The sequence below is a fragment of the Pseudomonas sp. GD04058 genome (assembly GCF_029836855.1).
In the GTDB taxonomy this organism is placed as follows: Bacteria; Pseudomonadota; Gammaproteobacteria; order Pseudomonadales; family Pseudomonadaceae; genus Aquipseudomonas; species Aquipseudomonas bharatica.
In genome coordinates this window covers 1-22,355 of record NZ_JAOECN010000022.1, presented here as the reverse complement: position 1 = coordinate 22,355, position 22,355 = coordinate 1, and the positions used below count along the sequence as shown (strand labels likewise).

21 protein-coding genes are annotated in these 22,355 nt (G+C 63.0%); 9 read left to right on the top strand and 12 right to left on the bottom strand.

Annotation, left to right across the window (positions count from 1 at the left end):
• Positions 1-33: 33 nt before the first annotated feature.
• The 11 genes from N7650_RS18050 to panB all read right to left on the bottom strand — a co-directional run bounded on the left by N7650_RS18050 (position 34) and on the right by panB (position 11,425).
• On the bottom strand, positions 34-1,842 hold the full coding sequence (locus tag N7650_RS18050; RefSeq protein WP_279899365.1) for a S9 family peptidase: 1,809 nt from the start codon (positions 1,840-1,842) through the stop codon (positions 34-36).
• On the bottom strand, positions 1,808-2,959 hold the full coding sequence (pqqE, locus tag N7650_RS18045) for a pyrroloquinoline quinone biosynthesis protein PqqE (protein WP_064303002.1): 1,152 nt from the start codon (positions 2,957-2,959) through the stop codon (positions 1,808-1,810). Before pqqE ends, N7650_RS18050 begins: the two co-directional genes overlap by 35 nt.
• Positions 2,931-3,206: a pyrroloquinoline quinone biosynthesis peptide chaperone PqqD gene (gene pqqD, locus N7650_RS18040; protein WP_009404210.1), complete on the bottom strand. Its 276-nt coding sequence runs from the start codon at positions 3,204-3,206 to the stop codon at positions 2,931-2,933. Before pqqD ends, pqqE begins: the two co-directional genes overlap by 29 nt.
• Entirely contained in the window at positions 3,203-3,952 is a 750-nt protein-coding gene (pqqC, locus tag N7650_RS18035) for a pyrroloquinoline-quinone synthase PqqC (RefSeq protein WP_009404211.1), read from the bottom strand. Before pqqC ends, pqqD begins: the two co-directional genes overlap by 4 nt.
• A gap of 11 nt (positions 3,953-3,963) precedes the next feature.
• On the bottom strand, positions 3,964-4,875 hold the full coding sequence (pqqB, locus tag N7650_RS18030) for a pyrroloquinoline quinone biosynthesis protein PqqB (protein WP_279899364.1): 912 nt from the start codon (positions 4,873-4,875) through the stop codon (positions 3,964-3,966).
• A 68-nt stretch (positions 4,876-4,943) separates the two neighbouring features.
• The gene (gene pqqA, locus N7650_RS18025; protein WP_003243383.1) at positions 4,944-5,015 is read right to left on the bottom strand and encodes a pyrroloquinoline quinone precursor peptide PqqA; all 72 of its coding nucleotides are present in this window, start codon (positions 5,013-5,015) and stop codon (positions 4,944-4,946) included.
• A 142-nt stretch (positions 5,016-5,157) separates the two neighbouring features.
• The gene (gene pqqF / locus N7650_RS18020) at positions 5,158-7,308 is read right to left on the bottom strand and encodes a pyrroloquinoline quinone biosynthesis protein PqqF (RefSeq protein WP_279899362.1); all 2,151 of its coding nucleotides are present in this window, start codon (positions 7,306-7,308) and stop codon (positions 5,158-5,160) included.
• Between the two features lie 41 nt (positions 7,309-7,349).
• A complete protein-coding gene (locus N7650_RS18015) occupies positions 7,350-8,147 on the bottom strand; it encodes a carbon-nitrogen hydrolase family protein (protein WP_009404215.1) in 798 nt (265 codons plus the stop codon).
• Positions 8,148-8,160: 13 nt separating this feature from the next.
• The gene (locus N7650_RS18010) at positions 8,161-9,843 is read right to left on the bottom strand and encodes an NAD(P)/FAD-dependent oxidoreductase (RefSeq protein ID WP_279899360.1); all 1,683 of its coding nucleotides are present in this window, start codon (positions 9,841-9,843) and stop codon (positions 8,161-8,163) included.
• A gap of 259 nt (positions 9,844-10,102) precedes the next feature.
• Positions 10,103-10,564, bottom strand: a complete 462-nt coding sequence (locus N7650_RS18005; RefSeq protein WP_075801626.1) for an Lrp/AsnC family transcriptional regulator — start codon at positions 10,562-10,564, stop codon at positions 10,103-10,105.
• A 39-nt stretch (positions 10,565-10,603) separates the two neighbouring features.
• Positions 10,604-11,425 carry a 3-methyl-2-oxobutanoate hydroxymethyltransferase gene (gene panB, locus N7650_RS18000; protein WP_009404221.1) on the bottom strand — a complete coding sequence of 274 codons (822 nt, stop codon included), beginning with the start codon at positions 11,423-11,425 and terminating at the stop codon, positions 10,604-10,606.
• A gap of 82 nt (positions 11,426-11,507) precedes the next feature.
• Here panB and N7650_RS17995 point away from each other — a divergent pair, with 82 nt between their 5' ends.
• From N7650_RS17995 to N7650_RS17975, 5 genes are all read left to right on the top strand, one after another.
• A complete protein-coding gene (locus tag N7650_RS17995; RefSeq protein ID WP_279899357.1) occupies positions 11,508-12,308 on the top strand; it encodes a helix-turn-helix transcriptional regulator in 801 nt (266 codons plus the stop codon).
• A 243-nt stretch (positions 12,309-12,551) separates the two neighbouring features.
• Entirely contained in the window at positions 12,552-13,463 is a 912-nt protein-coding gene (gene kdgD / locus N7650_RS17990) for a 5-dehydro-4-deoxyglucarate dehydratase (RefSeq protein WP_009404223.1), read from the top strand.
• Between the two features lie 106 nt (positions 13,464-13,569).
• Positions 13,570-14,937 carry an MFS transporter gene (locus tag N7650_RS17985; protein WP_279899353.1) on the top strand — a complete coding sequence of 456 codons (1,368 nt, stop codon included), beginning with the start codon at positions 13,570-13,572 and terminating at the stop codon, positions 14,935-14,937.
• 79 nt (positions 14,938-15,016) lie between these two features.
• Positions 15,017-16,570 (top strand): galactarate dehydratase, encoded by a 1,554-nt coding sequence (gene garD / locus N7650_RS17980; protein WP_009404225.1) that lies wholly within the window; start codon positions 15,017-15,019, stop codon positions 16,568-16,570.
• A gap of 93 nt (positions 16,571-16,663) precedes the next feature.
• Complete coding sequence (locus N7650_RS17975) at positions 16,664-18,247, top strand: aldehyde dehydrogenase (NADP(+)) (RefSeq protein WP_279899352.1); 1,584 nt, start codon at positions 16,664-16,666, stop codon at positions 18,245-18,247.
• Positions 18,248-18,294: 47 nt separating this feature from the next.
• Here the strand turns inward: N7650_RS17975 and N7650_RS17970 are convergent, their stop codons facing one another.
• Positions 18,295-19,053 carry a FadR/GntR family transcriptional regulator gene (locus N7650_RS17970; protein WP_009404229.1) on the bottom strand — a complete coding sequence of 253 codons (759 nt, stop codon included), beginning with the start codon at positions 19,051-19,053 and terminating at the stop codon, positions 18,295-18,297.
• 203 nt (positions 19,054-19,256) lie between these two features.
• Here N7650_RS17970 and vapB point away from each other — a divergent pair, with 203 nt between their 5' ends.
• From vapB to N7650_RS17950, 4 genes are all read left to right on the top strand, one after another.
• Complete coding sequence (gene vapB / locus N7650_RS17965; RefSeq protein WP_009404230.1) at positions 19,257-19,487, top strand: type II toxin-antitoxin system VapB family antitoxin; 231 nt, start codon at positions 19,257-19,259, stop codon at positions 19,485-19,487.
• Positions 19,484-19,894 carry a type II toxin-antitoxin system VapC family toxin gene (locus N7650_RS17960; RefSeq protein ID WP_279899350.1) on the top strand — a complete coding sequence of 137 codons (411 nt, stop codon included), beginning with the start codon at positions 19,484-19,486 and terminating at the stop codon, positions 19,892-19,894. Before vapB ends, N7650_RS17960 begins: the two co-directional genes overlap by 4 nt.
• Positions 19,895-20,392: 498 nt before the next feature.
• Entirely contained in the window at positions 20,393-20,986 is a 594-nt protein-coding gene (locus N7650_RS17955) for a hypothetical protein (protein WP_279899349.1), read from the top strand.
• 5 nt (positions 20,987-20,991) lie between these two features.
• Positions 20,992-22,101 carry an ImmA/IrrE family metallo-endopeptidase gene (locus N7650_RS17950; protein WP_279899348.1) on the top strand — a complete coding sequence of 370 codons (1,110 nt, stop codon included), beginning with the start codon at positions 20,992-20,994 and terminating at the stop codon, positions 22,099-22,101.
• Positions 22,102-22,355 lie beyond the last annotated feature (254 nt).

The window sequence follows — 22,355 nt, the reverse complement described above, 5'->3', positions numbered from 1 at the left end:
CCTGTGGGAGCTGGCTTGCCAGCGATAGGGCCCTCAAGGCTGGTCGAGAATCCTGCTGTAGAACTTCCATTCCTCTTCCAGCGCATGCGCCAGGTTCGCCGCCGTCCTGAAGCCATGCCTTTCGGTCGGGTAGAAATGGCCCTCCGCCTCGATGCCGTTGTCCTTCAATGCCTTCAGCATCGCGCGTGTCTGCTCCGGCACCACCACCGCATCCAGTTCGCCCTGGAAGAAGATCACCGGCACGCGGATATTCCCTGCATGCAGTAGCGGCGTGCGTTCGCGGTAGCGCTCGATATCCCGCTCGGGATCGCCGATCAGCCAGTCCAGGTAATCGCCTTCGAACTTGTGCGTGGCCCTGGCCAGTGCCAGTGGGTCGCTCACGCCGTACAGGCTGGCTCCGCCGCGGAACACATCCTCGAAGGCCAGGGCACAGAGCGTGGTATAGCCGCCGGCACTGCCGCCACGAATGAACGCCTGGTACGGATCGATCAGCCCTTCACCGGCCAGGTACAGCACCGCCGCGCAGGCATCCTCGACATCCACCTTGCCCCAGCGCAGGTGCAGCGCCTGGCGATAGGCCCGGCCATAGCCGCTGCTGCCGCGATAGTTGAGGTCGGCCACGGCAAAGCCGCGCTGGGCCCAGTACTGGATACGTGGGTCGAGCACCGGATAACAGGCCGAAGTCGGCCCGCCATGGACGAACACCACCAGCGGCGCAGGCTTGTTGCCGTTCATCGCCGGATAGAAGAAGCCATGAGCCTCGCCGTCGCCGCTGGGATAGCTGAAACCGCGCGGCTTACTGATGCGCTCGGCCGGCAGGGGCTGCACGCCGCCGGCCAGTACCTGCACCGAGTGATCGCGGCGGTCGATGGCGATCACTGCCGCCGAATGCAGCGGCGAGGCGGCGACGGCGTAGATGAAGTGGTCGTCCAGGTCCAGACAGCGTAAGCGGCTGTATTCGCTTTCGATCGTGGTCAGTTCGCCGTCGCGCTTGCGCAGGCCGAGGCGGGAGAAACCCTGCTCGAACCAGGTGGCGAGATAACCATCGTCCAGCGCCAGCCAGGTGCTGGCGCCCAGTTGCCATGGCGCGGCGGCGTGGTCGGCATCGCAGCTCGGCAATGCCTGCCAGCCTTGCGCGGTTTCGCCCCAGGGCTGCCAGAAACCGTTGAGATCGGACAGGCAATACAACCGTCCTTCGCGGTCGAAGCGCGGCTGCTGCAGGGATTGCGCCGGGCCCTGGTCACCCGCGACGCAGCGGACTTCGCCGTTAGCTTCGCGGATATACAGGCGGGTCGCGGTCCAGGGTTGGTCCGGTCGGCTCCATTCGATCCAGGCCAGGCGCTGGCCGTCGTCGCTCAGGGTGGGCGAGGCATAGAAGTCGGCGCCCTCGGCGAGGATCTCGCGGCGGCCTTGGCTGATCGCGACCAGACGGTGCTCCTTGCCGCTTTCCTCGACGGCCAGCACCCGCTTGCCGGCCCAGACCAGGTCGCCGTAACGTCGCTCGCCCTGGGTCAAGGCCAGCGGTTGACCGCCGTCCAGTACCTGGCGATACAGCTGCTGGTCCGCCTCGTTGACGAAGAACACCTCGTTCTCGCCCAGGCAGAACGAACGTCCGCCGTACTCATACACCCGGCTGCGTACGCTGAACCCGTCCGGGGTCAGGCAGCGGGCCTGGCCGTTGCGCCATTGCCAGATACGGCAGGCACCGTCACGAGGACGGAACTCGTTCCAGAACAGGCCATCGCGGCCAGCCTTCAGTTCGGCGAAATCGGTGCCGGCGGCGACGGCCTGGTCGGCGCTGAAGCGCTCAGCCGCGGGCGATAAGTCGTGAGGTGCGCTCATTGCGGAAAGTCATCTCCTCGATGGTCAGGGTGGCGGTCTCGGCCTCCTCCCTGGCTGCGAGGATGATGCCGTGGTCCGCCGACTTGGAGCATACCGGATCGGCCTTGCTGGCATCGCCGGTGAGCATGAACGCCTGGCAACGGCAGCCGCCGAAATCCCGCTCCTTTTCGTCGCAGGAGCGGCAGGGTTCGGGCATCCAGTCGTAACCCCGGTAGCGGTTGAAGCCGAAGGAGTCGTACCAGATGTGCTGCATGCTGTGCTCGCGCACGTTTGGGAACTGCACCGGCAGTTGCCGCGCGCCATGGCAGGGCAGGGCGGTGCCGTCCGGGGTGACCGTGAGGAACACGCTGCCCCAGCCGTTCATGCAGGCCTTGGGCCGTTCTTCATAGTAGTCCGGGGTAACGAAAATGAGCTTGCACGGGTTGCCTTCGGCCTTGAGCCGTTCGCGGTACTCGTTGGTAATGCGCTCGGCACGCTCCAGCTGGGCCTTGGTGGGTAGCAGCCCGAGCCGGTTCAGGTGGGCCCAGCCGTAGAACTGGCAGGTGGCGAGTTCGACGAAGTCGGCTTCCAGGGCGATGCACAGCTCGATGATGCGGTCGATGCGATCGATGTTGTGCCGGTGGGTGACGAAGTTGAGCACCATCGGATAACCGTGGGCCTTCACCGCCCTGGCCATTTCCAGCTTCTGCGCGAAAGCCTTCTTCGAGCCGGCGAGCAGGTTGTTCACCTGTTCGTCGCTGGCCTGGAAGCTGATCTGGATATGATCCAGGCCGGCTTTCTTGAACGTGGCGATCTTTTCTTCGCTGAGGCCGATGCCGGAGGTGATCAAGTTGGTGTAGTAACCCAGGCGCCGGCCTTCGCCGATCAGCTCGGCGAGGTCCTGGCGCACCAGCGGCTCGCCACCGGAAAAGCCCAGCTGGGCGGCGCCCATTTCCCGCGCCTCGGCCATCACCTTGAACCACTGCTCGGTGCTCAGCTCCTTGCCCTGTTCGGCGAAGTCCAGCGGGTTGGAGCAATACGGGCACTGCAGCGGGCAACGGTAGGTCAGTTCGGCCAGCAGCCACAGCGGCAGGCCGACCTCGGGCCTCTCACTCAAGGTTGATCCAGTGTTCGGCACGGGCCACCTCCATGAATTGCTCGATGTCTTCGGGAAGCTCGGGCACCCCGGGGAATTTCTCGTCGAGCAAGGCGATGATCGCTGCCACGTCACGCTCGCCGTCGATCAGCTCGCCGATCAGCGCGGCGCTCTCGTTGAGCTTGATCATGCCCTCGGGGTACAGCAGGACGTGGGCCTTCTGCGCCGGTTCGTACTGGAAACGGTAGCCGGGACGCCAGCGCGGGGTCAGGTGACGGTCGAAGCTCATAGCGCGATCCCCTTGTGCCAGACCCGCTCGCTGGTGACGCTGTGGTAAGGCGGGCGGTCGAGTTCGTAGGCCATGCTCATGGCGTCGAGCATGCTCCACAGGATGTCCAGCTTGAACTGGAGTATTTCCAGCATACGCTGCTGCCCCTCGACCGTCGTGTAGTGCTGCAGGGTGATGCTCAGGCCGTGCTCGACATCCCGTCGCGCCTGGCTCAGGCGGGTGCGGAAGTAGCTGTAGCCGGCCGGGTCGATCCACGGGTAATGCTGCGGCCAGGTGTCCAGGCGCGATTGGTGGATCTGCGGGGCGAACAGCTCGGTCAGCGAGCTGCTGGCCGCCTCCTGCCAACTGGCGCGGCGGGCGAAATTGACGTAGGCATCGACGGCGAAGCGTACGCCGGGGAGTACCAGTTCCTGGCTGCGCAACTGGTCCGGATCCAGGCCGACGGCCTGGCCGAGACGCAGCCAGGCCTCGATGCCACCGTCCTCGCCGGGCGCACCGTCGTGGTCGAGCAGGCGCTGGATCCACTCGCGGCGAACTTCCCGGTCCGGGCAGTTGGCGAGGATCGCCGCGTCCTTCAGCGGGATGTTCACCTGATAGTAAAAACGGTTGGCGACCCAGCCCTGGATCTGCTCGCGGGTCGCACGGCCCTCGTACATCGCCACGTGATACGGATGGTGGATGTGGTAGTAGGCGCCCTTGGCGCGCAGCGCCTGTTCGAATTCGGCGGGGGACATCGGTTGGCTCATGGCGGCGGCTCCTAGAGGGTGATGCTCATGCCGTCGAAGGCGACTTCCACGCCACGGCGGTGCAGCTCGGCGCGCTCGGCCGAGTCCTCGTCGAGAATCGGGTTGGTGTTGTTGATGTGGATAAGCACCTTGCGCTGTTCAGGGAAGGCTTCGAGCACTTCGAGCATGCCGCCGGGGCCGTTCTGCGGCAGATGGCCCATCTCCGTGCCGGTGCGGGTGCCGACGCCGCGGCGCTGCATCTCGTCGTTATCCCACAGGGTGCCGTCCACCAGCAGTACGTCGGCATCGTGCATGCGTTGCAACAGGCCGGCATCGACCTGGCCCAGGCCCGGGGCATAGAAGAGTTTGCCGTCGGTGCGCAGGTCTTCGACCATCAGCCCGAGGTTGTCGCCGGGATGCGGGTCGAAGCGGTGCGGGGAATAGGGCGGTGCTGCGCTGCGCAGCGGGAACGGGCTGAAGCGCAGGTTGGGACAGGCTTCGATGGTGAAGCTGGCATCCAGCTCGATGCGGTTCCAGGCCAGGCCGCCATTCCAGTGTTCGAGCATGTTGAACAGCGGGAAGCCGGTGGTCAGGTCCTGGTGGACCATCTCCGTGCACCAGACCTGGTGCGGGCAGCCTTCGCGCAGGCTGAGCAGGCCGGTGGTGTGGTCGATCTGGCTATCGAGCAGGACGATCGCGTCGATGCCGGTGTCGCGCAGGGCCCGGGCCGGTTGCATCGGTGCGAAACCTTGCAGCTGGGCGCGGATATCCGGCGAGGCGTTGCACAGGATCCAGTGCTCGCCGTCATCGGACAGGGCGATGGACGACTGGGTGCGGGCCGTGGCGCGCAGGCTGCCATCGCGGTACCCCTTGCAGTTGGCGCAGTTGCAGTTCCACTGCGGGAATCCTCCGCCGGCGGCGGAACCTAGAATCTGGATGTACATGGCTTGCTCCCGCCGCGTCCGAAAATGAAAACGCCCCGGCTGGCCGAGGCGTCGTACCGCAAAAAGGCTTAGCGATTCGCGAAGTACATGGTCACTTCAAAGCCGATACGCAGGTCAGTGTATGCAGGTTTGGTCCACATGGGATTACTCCTTCCGGATAGGTCAGGTGAGGGACAGCTACTCATTTAGTCCATCCCCGGGAATGAAGGGTTCACATCGCCGGGATAGCGCAATCCTACTAGATTTTTTGTACTGGATGGTTAATCAAGGGTGAAAGGTCTTTTACCTGGACGGTAAGAATCCTGGCGCGGCGGAGCCGTTGGCGAGGATCAGCCAGTGCCTGCCGCTGGCAAGATCGGCCCGGGCGCGCTCGATATCGGGCTGCCGGAGCTGCCTGATCCGCGCGGCGAGCACCTGCGGATCGGCCTGGTCGTCGCCCGCCAGGTGCGCTTGCCAGAGCCATTCGGCCAGATCTGCATGGGGCATGACCGATGCGTGGAACTGCGCGGCCAGGCTGTCGCGCGAGGCCTCCGGCAGCAGGGCGGGACGGGCGAAGAATTCACGCAGGTGGCCGAGTATTTCAGCGTGGCTGGCGCCGGGCGATTGCACGCCGAACATCAGGCCGCTGTAGCCATGAATCTGACGGAAGGCGCTGAACACTGCATAACCCAGTTGCAATTCGCTGCGCAGGCGCTGGTAGAACGGGCCCTGGATCAGGTGGGCGAGCAGGCGGCCTGCGGCTTCGTCGGCGACCGGGGCGAACAGCAGCAGCGCCTGCTCGCCGCCGCTTTCGCCGCACTGCTGCCATTGACTAGGCAGGAGGCGTGGACGGGAGGGCTTGTACGGCGTACCAGCGAGGCGACCGAGCAGGTGATTCAAGGCATTGCCTGCCGCTGCGTCGAAGCCTGTTGCCAGCGCAGTCCAACCGGGCTGGCCTGCGCCTGCCAGGACGTGTGGCAGTTGCTGCATCAATTGTCGGAGCGGAATCTGCGGCGGCTCGGCAGTCGCACCGACGGCCGACGGATTCTCGAGCGTCCTCAGTGCCTGCTCGACAACGCCAAGCACCATGGCCGGTGCGCCACAGCAGCGCAGTTGCCAGGTGTTGGCGCTGCGCGTCCAGTCGAGTTCAATCCCGATGCGCCTGGCACGCTCGCTCAACGGCTTGAGCACATCGCGCAGGTGTTCGGCCTGCCAGCGAATGTACAGCGCGGCGTATTCGCCTGAGGCCGGAAGCACCGGACTGTAGGCCAGGCCGGTCGGCACCGGCGTGCCAGGCGTTTGCGCCACGACCGCCGACAGCAGTGGCTCCGGCTCCGGAAATTTCCATGGATGCCGGGATTCGCCGGGGTATTCCGGCACGATCGGCACTCCGTCTTCGCGTCTTGCCAGCTCCAGCGCACCGGGCGAGCGGCAGGCTTGCAGGCGTTGGTACTCCAGCAGCAGGGCGCTGTGGTCGGCCTTGCCGAAGAAGGCCAGCCAGTCGCGGATCAGTCCTTCGACGTCCGCCCGGTCCGCTGTAGTCGACAGCCGGGCCTTGAGGTGCAGCAGGGCCTGGCCGGCGAACCGGTACGGCACGGTGCAGGCGAGGTCTTGCAGCCAGCCGCGCTCGCGCAGTTCATGCACCAGCCCGCCCGGACGGTTGTCAGTGATCCAGGTGGAGAGGTAATCGAAGGAGGCGTTGTCGGGCAGATCCTCGTGGGCGAGCAGCATATCCAGCTGGCCTTCGATCTGCCCGGGCTGCAGCGGCCCGTCGAGCAGTGGCGGCGCCGCACTCTGCCTGACCTTCCTTCCTGGCGCGAACAGTGCGCCGAACTGCCGCGCCAGCGCTTCCAGCGGTTGTGGTCCGCTCAAGGTCAGGATGATCTGCCCGGCCTGGTAGAACTGCCGATGGAATCCGCTCAGCGCTTGCTGGAATGCCGCCTCGTGGATCGGCAACGAGTCCCGGTTGCCGGCATGGAACCCGCTCAACGGATGCTGCGCCGAGACGCTGCGCAGCAATGCGTACTGTCGCTGCGCCTCGGCATTGGCCGACCAGGCGACCCACTCGGCATGGATCACTTCGCGTTCGGCTGCTTGTCGCTCCAGGGTCAGCAGCGGATGCGCGAGCATGTCGCAGAGCCGCTCCAGCGCGCCGGACACCGCCGTTGGCGGCACCTCGAAGAAGAACTCGGTGTGGCGCTCCCGGGTGCTTGCATTGAGTTGCCCGCCCTGGCTCTGGACGAAGCGCATCAGCCCGTCTTCCACCGGGAAGCGTGCCGTGCCGAGGAACAACAGATGTTCGAGAAAGTGCGCCAGGCCGGGATAGGCCGGCGGGGCGTCATGACTGCCGGCCTCGACCCTCAGCAGCGCCGCGCAGCGTTTGAGGTGCGGGGCATGCCATAGCCTGACCCGCAGGCCATTGCTCAGGACGAGGTGCTGGAGGGTGCTGGACATGACGGCTCCGAAACGCGCAAGCCGTCATGCTAGCGGATAAATCAGTTGCGTGGCGCGCTATGCAGCTCGGCGCGCAGGTCCTGCAGATAGGGGCTGCTGGCACGGCCTTCATGCACCCGTTGCAGGTCGATATCCGCCGCGAGCAAGGCGCTGTCGCGCCCGGCCATGGCCAGAATGCTGCCGTCCGGGCCGACGATGCTGCTGTGGCCGCAATACTGGATCTCGCCTTCGGCACCGCAGTAGTTGGCGTAGACCAGGTAGCACTGGTTCTCGTGGGCGCGGCTGCGCACGGTAACCTGGCAGATGAAGTCGAACGGCTCCATGTTCGCCGTCGGCACCAGGATCAGCTCGGCGCCGTCACGGGCCAGGCGGCGGGCGTTCTCCGGGAATTCGATGTCGTAGCAGATCAGCATGCCGACCTTCCAGCCATTGAGTTCCACTACCGGGAAGTGATTGGGGCCGGGGCTGAACATGCTGCGGTCGAGTTCACCGAACAGGTGGGTCTTGCGGTAGTTGGCGAGGCGGCTGCCACCAGCGTCGATCAACTGCACGCTGTTGTAGATCCGCTGGTCCTCGCCCCGTTCCGGGTAGCCGTAGACGATGGCGATGGCGTTGCCCCGGGCAATCGCCGCGACGCGGCGGGCCGAGGGACCCTCCGCTTTTTCCGCCAGCCGGGCCACCGCGTCGCTGCCGATGTTGTAGCCGCTGACGAACATTTCCGGGCAGACCAGCAGTTCGGCGCCCTGGCTGGCGGCGAGCTGGGCCTGGTGCTCCAGGCGCTCCAGGTTGCCGGAAAGGTCCAGCGGCTGTGGCGAGCCCTGGTAGAGGGCGATACGCATGGGCAATCTCCTGTCAGTCGGGAAGGGCGATCGGGCCGATCTCGTTGAATACATCGCCCGGGCCGGGGTTGTCCGGGTGGGTGCGGCCACCGAAGTGGTTCATGATGCCCCAGACCGCGTTCAAGGAGGTCTGCACCGCGCCTTCGACCCAGGCCGGGGTCCAGGATACATCGTCGCCGGCAATGAAGATGCCGCGCTGTTCGACGGGCATGTCCTGCTGCATGAAGTGGGCGTACATGCGCTGGTTGTAGCGGTAGTGGCCGGGCAGGGCGCCCTTGAAGGCGCCGAGGAAGTACGGGTCGGCTTCCCAGGACACGGTGATCGGGTCGCCGATGATATGCCCGGCGATATCCAGCTTCGGGTAGATCTTCTTCAGTGCGTCGAGGGCCAGCTTGACGCGCTTTTCCACCGGGTGCGGGAGCATCTTCAGGGCGTCGCTCATCCACGAGTACGACAGGCAGATCACCCCCGGTTTGTCGTCGCCGTTGTCGAACAGGTAGGTGCCGCGGGTCAGGCGGTCGGTGAGGGTCATGCTCATCAGGTCGCGACCGGTTTCCGGGTCCTTGTCCTTCCAGAACGGGCGATCGACCATCACAAAGGTCTTCGACGACTGCATGTAGCGGGTGCGGTCCAGGGCCATCCACATCTTCTGCGAGAACAGCGATTCCTCGCATTCGATCTGGGTGGTCAGCAGCCAGCTCTGGCAAGTGGTCAGCACCGCAGCGTAATGGCGCGTGTCACCCCAGTTGTCGGTAACCGCCAGGCTGCCGTCCTCGTTGCGGGCGATGCGCTTGACCCCGGGGCGCGGTGCGCCACGGTGCAGCGAGGCCAGGCTGGTGCCTTGCGGCCAATGGGCGCAGCGCTGCGGCACATGTTTCCAGATGCCCAGCGGCACCTGCTCGACGCCGCCGACGATCAGGTGCTGGTGGTCGTCGCAGTTGGTCATGACCACGCGGAAGATTTCCAGCATCGAGTTGGGGAAGTCCGAGTCCCAGCCGCCGGTGCCGAAGCCGACCTGGCCGAACACCTCGCGGTGCAGGAAGCTGAGTTTGGCAAAGGCTTTCGAGGTGGCGACGAAGTCGTAGAAGGTGCGGTCGTCCCATAACGGTACCAGGGTGTTCCACAGTTCCTTCAGGCGCGGTACGTCGCGGTCGCGGATGGCCTGCTGGATATCGCCGAAGCGCGCACCGTCCTCCAGGGCATCGGCCCAGGCGTCGGCGACTTCCTGGAACAGGGCGGGCAGATCAGCGGCTTTTTCGGCGTACCAGGTCTTGCCTTCGAGGTCGATCACCGTGCTGCCGGAGGCTGGGGTCAGCGGGTTGGGGAACGGCCTGGTCTCCAGGCCGAGCTTGTCGACGTAGTGATAGAACGCCGTCGATGACACCGGGAAGCGCATGCCGCCCAGCTCGGCGACGATGCCTTCGGTACCGGCAAAGGCTTGCGAGCGCAGGCGGCCGCCCATCTTCGAGGCCTCGTAGACGACGGGCTTGAGGCCGAGTTTCATCAATTCATACGCCGCCACCAGGCCCGCGATGCCGGCACCGACGATCGCCACCTCCTCGCCATGGCGCTCGGCCGGGATGCTGCCGAGGCCGGCAGGGTGCTCGATCCAGTCGTCGAAGGCGAAGGGAAAGTCGGGGCCGAAGATGGTAACGGGCTTCTTGCCATCGGCGGGGTGGCGGTTGTTCTTGTTCATGAGGAGACCTGCCAGGGGGGCTGGGGAGCCTGAGTATAGGAAATGCCTGGTGGTCAATTTTAGGGAGGTGGGTGTTCGTTATTAAGATGCAGAGTGTTGTCGTTTTGTGGGTTTTTGGGTCGATATGACCGTGGGTTTTTGCATAGTGACAGGTGTGGTGAGTCTTATGGCCTCATCGCTGGCAAGCCAGCTCCCACAGGAACCGCATGCAACGCCAACCTGTGGGAGCTGGCTTGCCAGCGATCGAAGACACCACCAATCAAACAGGCTGCCCGCGATCCACTTTGCTGCTGAGGATGATGGAGGTCGTGGTCTTCTCCACCCCCTCCAGGCTGCCGATCTGGTCCAGCAACTGATCCAGCTGCTCCGGCGAGTCACTCCTCAGCCACGCCACATAATCGAATTCCCCACTCACCGCGCACAGCTGCTGCACCTGCCCCATGGCACTCAGCCGCCGCACGATCTCGCGCCCGGCGCGGGGCTGCACGGTGATACCCACATAGGCCTGCAAGCCGCCATCGATGACGCGCTGCCCGAGGCGCACGCCATAGCCGCTGATGACCTTGCTCTTCTCCAGCCGCGCAATCCGCGAGGTCACGGTGGTGCGCGCGATGCCCAGCTGGCGGGCGAGGGTGGCGACGCTTTCGCGGGCGTTGATCTGCAGGGCGGCGATCAACTGGCGGTCGATTTCGTCGAGGGCGAGGGTGCGGCTATCGGACATGAATTTCTCAAGGGCAAGGCGCGGACCTGCCCAGTGTACTCAACCCGCCGCCTTGAAGCAGTGCTCGAGCCCCGGGAACTGCCCGTCGCGCACCTCCCGTGCGTATTCGCCCAAGGCCTGGTCTATCGCCCCGCCCAGCTCGGCGTAGCGCTTGACGAAGCGCGGCTGGTACTCGCCGAACAGCCCCAGCAGGTCCTCGGTTACCAGGACCTGCCCGTCACAGGCAGGCGAAGCGCCGATACCGATGGCAGGAATCTCCAGCTCCTCGCTCAGCAGCCGGGCCAGCGGCTCGGCAATGCCTTCGAGGACGATGGAGAAGGCGCCTGCCGCCTGCATGGCCAGCGCATCGCGACGTACCCGCGCGGCACTTTCCTCATCCCGTCCCTGCGCCTTGAAGCCGCCCAGTGCGTTGACCTGCTGCGGCATCAGGCCGACATGGGCCATCACCGGAATCCCGCGCTGCACCAGATACGCCACGGTCGCGGCCATCTCCTCGCCGCCTTCGAGCTTGATGCCTTGGGCGCCGGTCTCGCGCAGTACCTTCGCGGCATTCATGAAGGCTTGCTCCAACGACGCCTGGTAGCTGCCGAACGGCATGTCCACTACCACGCAGGCGCGCTGCGCACCGCGCATTACCGCCTGGCCGTGGGCGATCATCATGTCGAGGGTGACGCCGAGGGTGCTGGGCATGCCGTAGAGCACCATGCCCACCGAGTCGCCGACGATGATGATGTCGGCATGGGCATCGACCCAGCGCGCCATCGGCAGGCTGTAGGCGGTGAGCACCACCAGGCTGCCGGCGCCCTTGCGCTGGCGGAGGGCGGGAATGTTCAGGCGGCTTTGGCCGATCTGCGTGCTCATTGACGAAGCTCCTGTTGTTCAACCAGACCCGACGCAGGCTAACATCGGTCTCTGTGGCTCACTTGAGCAAAGGAGACGATCAATGCAGCAAACGGGACAAGACCTCGTACCGCCCGTGCCAGAGCAGCTCGAGCGGCCGGTGCATGGGCGCATGTTCGACATCCCGGCGGGTTACCGGATCGAGATGCACAGCCATGAGTGGGTGCAGTTCACCTACGCGGGCGCCGGGAGCATGCAGGTGCTGACCGAACAGTACAATTTCCTCCTGCCGCCGCAGTGCGGCATGTGGATTCCCGCCGGCTTGCGCCACACCGTCTACAGCGAGCGTGCCCTGGCTTTTCGCAGCCTGTACCTGAGCGACACCGTGCTCAACGGCTACCGTCGCGAATGCTCGGTGGTGCAGGTGACGCCGTTGGTGCGCGAACTGATCGAGAAGGCCAGCGGCTTCGGCAACGACTATCCGGAACAAGGCCCGCAGGCGCGGCTGTTGCAGGTGCTGGTAGATGAGATCCGCGAGTTGCCGGAGGCGCCCTTCAGCCTGCCGCTGCCCAGCGACCCGCGCCTGCGGCGGATCACCGACGCTTTGCAGATGAGCCCGGAAGACAACCGCAGCATCGAGGACTGGGCGCAGCAGGTGGGCGCCTCGCGCCGGACCCTGGCGCGGCTGTTCCAGGCGCAGACACAGATGCCATTCCAGACCTGGCGCCAGCGCCTGCGCCTGCTGGCCGCGCTGCCGATGCTGGAGCAGGGCGGCAGCGTCACGGCGGTGGCCAACGAGCTGGGTTATGACTCGGTGTCGGCCTTTATCGCCTTGTTCCAGCGCCAGTACGGCGAAACGCCGGGGGCGTTCAAGTCGGCGAGCACGCGACGCGCTGGCGCTTAGTATGCTCAGGAGGTTGTACGATAACGTGGCGGTGCTGGTGCGTGGCTGCAAGGTCCTGCCAAGCATTTCGGCCCCGCTGGACAGCCTTTTCGGGCGTAGAAAAGGGATGAGTGGTCGGTTGAGATCGGATGACTGGTGGATTTAGCCTGTCTCAGGGGCTAGTCATCGTACAACTTGTACGATAACCTACATCCACTTCGATATTCCTTTTCTCCACCAAAGCGCCACAGGATGCCTACAACAATGACCCCACAAGAACTGCGCACCGTCCTCTCCCATGGCTTGCTGTCTTTCCCTGTCACCGACTTCAACGCCCAGGGCGACTTCCACCAGGCCGGCTACATCAAGCGTCTGGAATGGCTCGCCCCGTACGGCGCCACTGCCCTGTTCGCCGCCGGCGGTACCGGTGAGTTCTTCTCCCTGGCTGCCAGCGAATACAGCCAGGTAATCAAGACCGCCGTCGATACCTGCGCCGGCTCCGTGCCGATCCTCGCCGGCGTTGGCGGCTCCACCCGCCAGGCCATCGAATACGCCCAGGAAGCCGAACGCCTTGGCGCCAAGGGTCTGCTGCTGTTGCCGCACTACCTGACCGAAGCCAGCCAGGACGGCGTTGCCGCCCATGTGGAGGCGGTGTGCAAATCGGTGAAGATCGGCGTGGTGGTCTACAACCGCAATGTCTGCCGCCTGAACGCCGTGCAACTGGAACGCCTGGCCGAGCGCTGCCCGAACCTGGTCGGCTACAAGGACGGCCTAGGTGACATCGAGCTGATGGTGTCGATTCGTCGCCGCCTGGGCGATCGCTTCAGCTACCTGGGTGGTTTGCCGACCGCCGAGGTTTATGCTGCTGCCTACAAGGCCCTGGGCGTGCCGGTCTACTCGTCCGCAGTGTTCAACTTCGTGCCGAAAACCGCGATGGACTTCTACAACGCCATCGCCCGTGACGACCACGCCACCGTTGGCAAGCTGATCGACGATTTCTTCCTGCCGTACCTGGAACTGCGCAACCGCAAGGCCGGCTACGCCGTCAGCATCGTCAAGGCCGGTGCCAAGATCGCCGGTTACGACGCAGGCCCGGTACGCACTCCGCTGACCGACCTGACCCCTGAAGAATTCGAGCTGCTCGCAGCCTTGATGGACAAGATGGGCCCGCAATAAGCGCGACCCCGCGGCCTGCCAAAAGCCGCGCACCGGAGCGGGAAGCCCCCGTTCCGGCCTACAACTCAAGAGCCCGCACAAGAATAATTAGTGGGAGTACCTTCAGATGCACGCGACTAAAAAGACGCATGTCCGCTATCTGATCCTGTTCATGCTGTTCCTGGTGACCACGATCAACTACGCCGACCGCGCAACCATCTCCATTGCCGGCTCGAGCCTGCAGAAGGACCTCGGCATCGATGCTGTCACCCTCGGTTATATCTTCTCGGCGTTCGGCTGGGCCTACGTGCTGGGCCAGATTCCCGGTGGCTGGCTGCTCGACCGCTTCGGCTCGAAGAAGATCTATGCCTTAAGTATCTTCACCTGGTCGATGTTCACCGTGCTGCAAGGCTTCGTCGGCTACATGCCGGTAGCCAACGCGATCATCGCCCTGTTCATGCTGCGTTTCCTGGTCGGCTTCGCCGAAGCGCCGTCCTTCCCGGGCAACGCACGGATCGTCGCGGCCTGGTTCCCGACCGCCGAACGCGGTACCGCCTCGGCGATCTTCAACTCGGCGCAATACTTCGCCACCGTGCTGTTCGCTCCGCTGATGGGCTGGATCGTCCATGCCTGGGGCTGGGAGCACGTGTTCATCGTCATGGGTGCCATCGGCATCGTCTTCTCCGGAATCTGGCTGAAGCTGGTGTACAACCCCAAGGAGCACCCGATGATCGGTGCCCCGGAACTCGAGCACATCGAGAAGAACGGTGGCCTGGTGGATATGGACAAACCCAGGGCGGCCGGTGCCAGCGGGCCGAAGTGGGGCTACATCAAGCAGTTGCTGTCCAGCCGCATGATGATGGGCGTTTACCTCGGCCAGTACTGCATCAACGCCATCACCTACTTTTTCCTCACCTGGTTCCCCGTGTACCTGGTGCAGGAACGCGGCATGTCGATCCTCAAGGCCGGCTTCATCGCCTCGCTGCCGGCGATCTGCGGCTTCATCGGTGGCGTGCTCGGCGGGGTGATCTCCGATCATCTGCTGCGTCGCGGCAATTCCCTGACCTTCGCGCGCAAGGCGCCGATCGTCATTGGCCTGCTGCTCTCGACCTCGATGGTGATCTGCAACTATGTGGACGCCGAGTGGATGGTGGTCGCGATCATGGCCCTGGCGTTCTTCGGCAAAGGCCTCGGCGCGCTGGGCTGGGCGGTGGTCTCGGACACTTCGCCGAAGCAGATCGCCGGTCTGTCGGGTGGCATGTTCAACACCTTCGGCAATATCTCCTCGATCACCACGCCGATCATCATCGGCTACATCATCAGCGCCACAGGCTCGTTCAAGTGGGCCCTGGTGTACGTGGGCGCCAACGCACTGGTGGCGGTATTCAGCTACCTGGTGATCGTCGGCCCGATCAAGCGGATCGAACTGCGCGATGCACCGAAGGATGAAGCGGTAGCGGCGTCATCGGGCAAACTGGCCGAGTCCGCCCGCTAAGCAGACCACGCGATGCCTGGCCTTGTAGCCGGGCGTCGCGGATGAACAAAGCCTGGGAAATAACAAGAAGGGCACCACCATGCAGTTGATCGAAACTTCCGACTCGCCTCGCTATGTCCGCCTGCACGACGACGATAACGTCGTGGTGGTGGTCAATGATGGCGGTCTGGGCGAAGGCGCCCGCTTCGCCGATGGCCTGACCCTGGTCGAAGGCGTGCCGCAAAGCCATAAGGTGGCGGTGGTGAATATCGCCAAGGGCGAGCCGGTGCGCCGCTACGGCCAGATCATCGGCTACGCCCTGGAAGACCTGCGCCAGGGTAGCTGGGTCAAGGAAAGCCAACTGGCCATGCCGGCTGCGCCGGAGCTGGACAGCCTGCCGCGCTGCGACGCGGTGCCGGAGGCCCTGCCGCCGCTGGACGGCTACACCTTCGAGGGTTACCGCAACGCCGACGGTACGGTGGGCACGCGCAACATCCTCGGCATCACCACCACCGTGCAATGCGTGACCGGTGTGCTCGATCACGCGGTCAAGCGCATCCGCGAGGAACTGTTGCCCAGGTATCCCAACGTCGACGACGTGGTCGCCCTGACCCACAGCTACGGCTGCGGCGTGGCGATCAACGCCCGCGATGCCTACATCCCGATCCGCACCGTGCGCAACCTGGCGCGCAATCCCAACCTGGGAGGTGAAGCGCTGGTCATCAGCCTGGGCTGCGAAAAGCTCCAGGCCGGCCAGGTCATGCACGATAACGATCCATCGGTGGACCTCAGCGAGCCCTGGCTCTACAGGCTGCAGGACGCCAGCCTCGGCTTCGTGGAAATGATCGAGCAGATCATGGCCCTGGCCGAAGCGCGCCTGATCAAGCTGAACCAGCGCAAGCGCGAAACCGTGCCGGCCAGCGAGCTGATCCTCGGCATGCAGTGCGGCGGCAGCGATGCCTTCTCCGGCATCACCGCCAACCCGGCCCTCGGCTATGCCGCCGACCTGCTGGTACGCGCCGGTGCCACGGTGCTGTTCTCGGAAGTCACCGAAGTGCGCGATGCCATCTACATGCTCACCTCCCGCGCCGAAACGCCGGAGGTGGCCGAAGCGCTGGTGCGCGAGATGGACTGGTACGACCGCTACCTGCAAAGCGGTGAAGCCGACCGTAGCGCCAACACCACGCCGGGCAACAAGAAGGGCGGGCTGTCGAACATCGTCGAGAAATCCCTTGGTTCCATCGTCAAGTCCGGCAGCGGCGCTATCCAGGGCGTGCTCGGGCCTGGCGAACGGGTGGAGCGCAAGGGCCTGATCTTCTGTGCCACGCCGGCCAGCGATTTCGTTTGTGGCACCCTGCAACTGGCTGCCGGGATGAACCTGCACGTGTTCACCACCGGGCGCGGCACGCCCTATGGCCTGGCCATGGCCCCGGTGGTCAAGGTCTGCACCCGCACCGAGCTGGCCCAGCGCTGGCCCGACCTGATCGATATAGACGCCGGCCGCATCGCCTCGGGCCGCGCCACCATCGAGGAACTGGGCTGGGAGCTGTTCCACTACTACCTGGACGTCGCCAGCGGCCGCAAGCAGACCTGGGCCGAGCAGCACAGGCTGCATAACGACATCACCCTGTTCAATCCGGCACCCATTACCTAACGCGATCCTTGTGGGAGCTGGCTTGCCAGCGATTGCTATCTACCAGGCAATACAGCTCCCACTGACTCACCCTTTGTCCACAGGAGCCCCGAAATGCCAGAGATCCTCGGCCACAACTTCATCGCCGGCCAGCGCAGCGCCGCTGGCGCGCAACGTCTTCAAAGCCTCGACGCCACCACCGGCGAAGCCCTGCCGTACAGCTTCGCCCAGGCCACCGAGGGCGAAGTGGACCAGGCCGCCCAGGCTGCCGCGGCCGCCTTCGCCGAATTCCGCCAACTATCCCCGGCCCGCCGCGCCGAATTCCTCGACGCCATTGCCGCCGAGCTGGATGAGCTGGACGATGCCTTCGTCGCCATCGTCTGCCGCGAAACGGCGCTTCCGGCTGCGCGTATCCAGGGCGAGCGCGGTCGTACCAGCGGGCAGATGCGCCTGTTCGCCCAGGTGCTGCGCCGCGGTGACTTCCTCGGTGCGCGCATCGACCTGGCCTTGCCGGAGCGTCAACCGCTTCCGCGCGTGGATATCCGCCAGATGCGCATCGGCGTAGGCCCGGTCGCGGTGTTCGGCGCGAGCAACTTCCCGCTGGCGTTCTCCACGGCGGGTGGCGATACCGCTGCGGCCCTGGCCGCCGGTTGCCCGGTGGTGTTCAAGGCCCACAGCGGCCATATGGCCACGGCTGACCTGGTCGCCTGCGCCATCCAGCGCGCCGCCGAGCGCACCGGTATGCCCAAGGGTGTGTTCAACATGGTCTTCGGTGGCGGCGTCGGCGAGTGGCTGGTCAAGCACCCGGCAATCCAGGCGGTCGGCTTCACCGGCTCGCTCAAAGGCGGCGATGCCCTGTGCCGCATGGCAGCGGGGCGTGCGCAGCCGATCCCGGTGTTCGCCGAGATGTCCAGCATCAACCCGGTGATCATCCTCCCGGGCGCGCTGGCCAAGCGTGGTGAAGCGATCGCCCGTGAGCTGGCTGGCTCGGTGACCCTGGGCGGTGGTCAGTTCTGCACCAACCCGGGCCTGGTCATCGGTCTGCAGTCGTCCGGATTCAGCAAGCTGCTGGGCGACCTTGGCGGGCATCTGGACCAGCAGGCCGGGCAGACCATGCTCAATGCGGGTGGGCTGCGCAGCTATGTCGGTGGCCTGGAACACCTGCAGGCACATGCCGGCATCCAGCACCTGGCCGGTCAGCCGCAGCAAGGCAGCCAGGCACGGGCCCAGTTGTTCAAGGCCGACGCCCGTCTGCTGGTGGATTCCGATCCGCTGTTGCAGGAGGAAGTCTTCGGGCCGGCCACCGTGGTGGTCGAGGTCGCCGATGATGAGCAACTGCGCAGCGCCCTGCTGGGCCTGCGTGGCCAACTGACCGCTACCCTGATCGGCGAGCCGGAAGACTTCGAAGCCTTCGCCTGGCTGGTGCCGCTGCTGGAAGAGAAGGTCGGCCGTATCCTTATCAACGGTTACCCGACCGGTGTCGAAGTCTGCGACGCCATGGTCCATGGCGGGCCGTACCCGGCAACGTCCGATGCCCGTGGCACCTCGGTGGGCAGCCTGGCCATCGACCGCTTCCTGCGCCCGGTGTGCTACCAGAACTACCCGCAATCGCTGTTGCCTGAAGCGCTGCGCGACGCCAACCCGCTGCGCCTGCGCCGGCTGGTCAACGGCCAATGGAATGACGGCGTGATCGCCTGAAACTCGCCTGAAACGAACAAGCCCCGCGATTGCGGGGCTTGTTCGTTTCAGGCGCTCTGGCTTTGCTGCTGCTCGGCGTCTTCATGGGCCTGGCGCAAACGCTCGCGGCTATTGCTCAGGTGCATGCGCATGGCCATCTTCGCCCCTTCGCTGTCGCGGCGGGCAATGGCCTCGTAGATCGCCTCGTGCTCGTGGCTCAGGCGGCTCATGTAGTGGGGTTGGTCATCATGGGCCAGGCGCGCGGAGTTCAGCCGCGTGCGCGGAATGATGCTGGTGCCCAGGTGATTGATGATGTCGGCAAAGTAATGGTTGCCGCTGGCCTGGGCGATCTGCAGGTGGAACTGGAAGTCCGCCGATACCGCATCGGAGGCATGGGAAGCCCCCTCGTTCAGTTCGTCCAGTGCCGCGCGCATTCCGGCCAGGGCCTCATCGCTCCGGCGTTGCGCGGCCAGGCCGGCCGACTCGACCTCCAGGGCGATGCGCAGCTCCAGTACCGAAAGAACCTCGCGCAGCGTCACGATGGTGGCCGGATCGATGCGGAAACTGCCGCCGACGGGCTGGTCGAGCACGAAGGTGCCGATACCATGGCGGGTTTCCACCTGGCCGGAGGCCTGCAAACGGGAGATGGCTTCACGCACCACCGTCCGGCTCACGCCTTCCTCGGCCATGATCTGCGACTCGGTGGGAAGCTTGTCGCCGCGCTTCAATTGCCCGCTGCGAATCCGCTCGGTCAGCACCGCGACCAGTTCCTGGGCCAGGCTACGCGGCTTGCGCCGGCCTCGCACCTGTACCTGCTGCTCTGTCATGCCTTGTCATTCACGTAGAAAAATAACCGTCATCATAGCCGATGGAGTTGTACGATCACATGGGCGGAGTGGGGAAAAGGATAAAGAAAGGACGGTAAGGGTTGGCTTGGTCGGATCTGATTGCTTCATGGGACTTGGGTTGCATACATCAAAACAGAAGCCTATATTTTGCCTATGCCTAACATATGCCTGAGGTGCTATCCATGCGCACTGTCTCTATTTTTAAAAACGGCAAGAACCAGGCCGTCCGATTGCCTGCCGACATGGCCTACGAGGGCGTCGGAGAGCTCGAGATTTCACGCGAAGGTGATGTGATCACGCTGCGTCCTGTGCGGCCATCCTGGGCATCCCTCTCCGAGCTGCCGAAGGCTGATGAGGACTTTTTGCAAGAGCGTGCCTCAGTAGTCGGTGATGAAGGCAGGTTCAATCAGTGACCACGTACATGCTCGATACCTGCATCTGCTCATTCATCATGCGCGAGCATCCGGAAGCGGTGATCAAGCGCCTGGTTGCCGAGGTTATAAAGGGGAACCGAATTGTCATCTCCGCCATCACCTACGCAGAGATGCGCTACGGGCAGATCGGCAAGAAGGCATCGCCCAAGCACAGGATGCTGGTTGACGAGTTTGTGAAACGGCTGGATGCGGTGCTGCCGTGGGATCAGCACGCGGTCGATGCGACAGTTCAAGTGATGGAGGCCTTGACTAGTGCCGGAACACCTATCGGCCCTAATGACACCGCCATAGCGGGGCATGCGATCGCTATCGGTTGTACCCTGGTGACAAATAATGTGCGTGAGTTTGGCCGTGTTCATGGCCTTGCCTATGAGGACTGGGTTTGAGACCTCGCCACTGAACTTCCGCTGCACCTGAGCAAGCAGTCGCCCTCCCTGAAACACAAAAGCCGCGCATTCGCGCGGCTTTGTCGTACCTGGTGGGCCCACACGGACTCGAACCGTGGACCAAAGGATTATGAGTTCGCCAATGACACCGCTACGCTAGGTTTCATTGGGTTACACGAGGAAACGGTACAGTACGTGAAAGTACAAGGCAATCAGTACGTTAGCGAACGGTACGTTACAGGGGAGGACCTTCGTGCTGTACCGCTAGTGTACCTTTGCTATAGCGGCACACGCGTCCGGCTTGATGTCGGTGTTATCGTGGTTCGGCTCAAATCCTGCGCCCCAACCCTCGACCGGCTGCGGCAGCAGAGCTGCCTTGGTCTCGGGTTATCGACCTTAAAGCATCACCGGCGTTTATTGGATTGTTTCAGGTTGACAAAATCCCGAAATTGCCAGATTCTCTCGGTTGACAAAAACCGATTTTTGCCAGGAATCGCTATGACCTATCGACATCCTTCTTCGTTTTACCCGGACCTTACCGACGATCGCCTGGCGAAAATTGCTGAGCCGCTGCTCGACATTCGTTATAGCACCATCCGCGAGATGGCTTCCCCGTTTGACGATACGTATACCCAAGAGACAGCGGTATTTGGACGGTCCCGCAACATGCTGATCCATCTTTGCATGGGCGGCAAGTATGACTGGCTAAGTCTCGCCAGCCCTGGCATGGATGTCACTTTCCGTATTGGCAATGTGCCATGTCGCTTTTTCCGTGATGATCCTGAGCTGCCGGGAAAACCGGGGTTCTTCAAGAGAAATGCGGTTGATGATCTCTTCTCTCCAGATGAAAATGATCCTGTTATGTGGCGTTTTGTCGTTGAGCGAGCTCTAACTGAGGATGACGAGGATCGAGTTTTTCTGATTGGCTACAACGCATTTCAGGAAAAGATCTCTCAGTGGGCCTATGGTTCCTCTGGACCAATCCTCCATTCTGTGGACAGCGACGTGCCTAAGGCCAAAGAGCTTCCCCCAGCAGCAGTCGAGGTGCGGGAAGACACTGTCCGGAAAGATAGAGACGCTCAAAACGAGTGAAATAGATGAACGTTTTATTTGATGGAGCATCCCTAAGACTAGCCCGCGTATTTAGCGGGCTAGCTCTTGAAGAGGTTGCTGAAAAGGTAGGGAAAACCCGCCAGTACTTGCATAAGCTTGAAACCGGGCAGGGTAAGCCCACTGAGCAGCTAGCGTACGACCTTGCAGATGCACTTGATGTCGAGGTGGGTTTTTTTGCGCCTAGAAGTAATAGGCTTCACGAAGACCAGTTTCACTTTAGAAAACTACTCACTACAAAAAATACTATAAAACAAGTTGCTGTTGCGCGCGGTGAAATGATTGACTCCCTGATTCGATTTCTCGAACAGGAGCTTCGATTGCCGGAAGTGAAAATTCCAAGTATTGCTCAGATTCAGACGTACGAGGACATTGAGCGTGCAGCGGAGCGGTGCCGAAGTGAGTGGGATCTTGGGCTTGCGCCAATTGGTAGTATGACCAGATTGGCAGAGAACCTAGGAGCTGTGGTTACTACATTCTCCGGTATTTCCAAAGAAATCGACGCGCTCTCAGTTTCTGTGGAAAGACCTTTTATAGTTAGGAACACTGCAAAAGAGAGTGCATGCCGACAGCGGTTTGACATTGCGCATGAGTTAGGGCATCTAGTGATGCATGAAGGTATCGTTACAGGCGATCGCGTCACTGAAAATCAAGCAAACCGCTTTGCTAGTGCGCTGCTGCTGCCGCGCACTATGATGGCTAAATTATTTCCGCGTCCAAATGGTACTAGACTAGACTGGAAAGGGATGCGTGAATTTAAACTGACCTGGAAAGTCAGTAAGGCCGCTATTCTGTACAGAGCTAAGCAGCTAGATCTAATTACGGAGTCTCAATACAAGACTGGAGTTATAACTCTCAAAAAGTACGGAGAGTCCAACGGGGAGAAGGAAGATTATCTGATATCTCAGGAACCTCCAGAAATGCTCGCTAGGTCACTGTTTGTTTTGGCCGAAAAGAGAGGGATCGGTGTTGGCGAGATTGCCAAGGCTCTAAACGTAAAGGTTGCTTTTTTGAAAGAGCTTACCGGTTTAGAGGATTTTGTCGATCAGCGCCCCCAAGTCCCACCAAGGGTTCCGCACTTGCGGCTTGTGACTTGATATAAGAGATCATTTGGGGTAGAGGTCATCTGGCAGTTATTGCGTAAACTGTCGGAGGCTTCATCTAATAGAGGCTATTACTGCCAATTATAAGGTGGTAGTGGCCTTTTATTTTTTATGCGACAAAATTTTTAGGGCGGACTAAGGCTTTATGATTTACCAGCATCTTGAATCTGCCGTAGTGATTGAAGATTTAGATCACGATTGTGCTAGCTACCTAGAATTGCGGTTGAGGAATAAAGCAGGAGGGACAG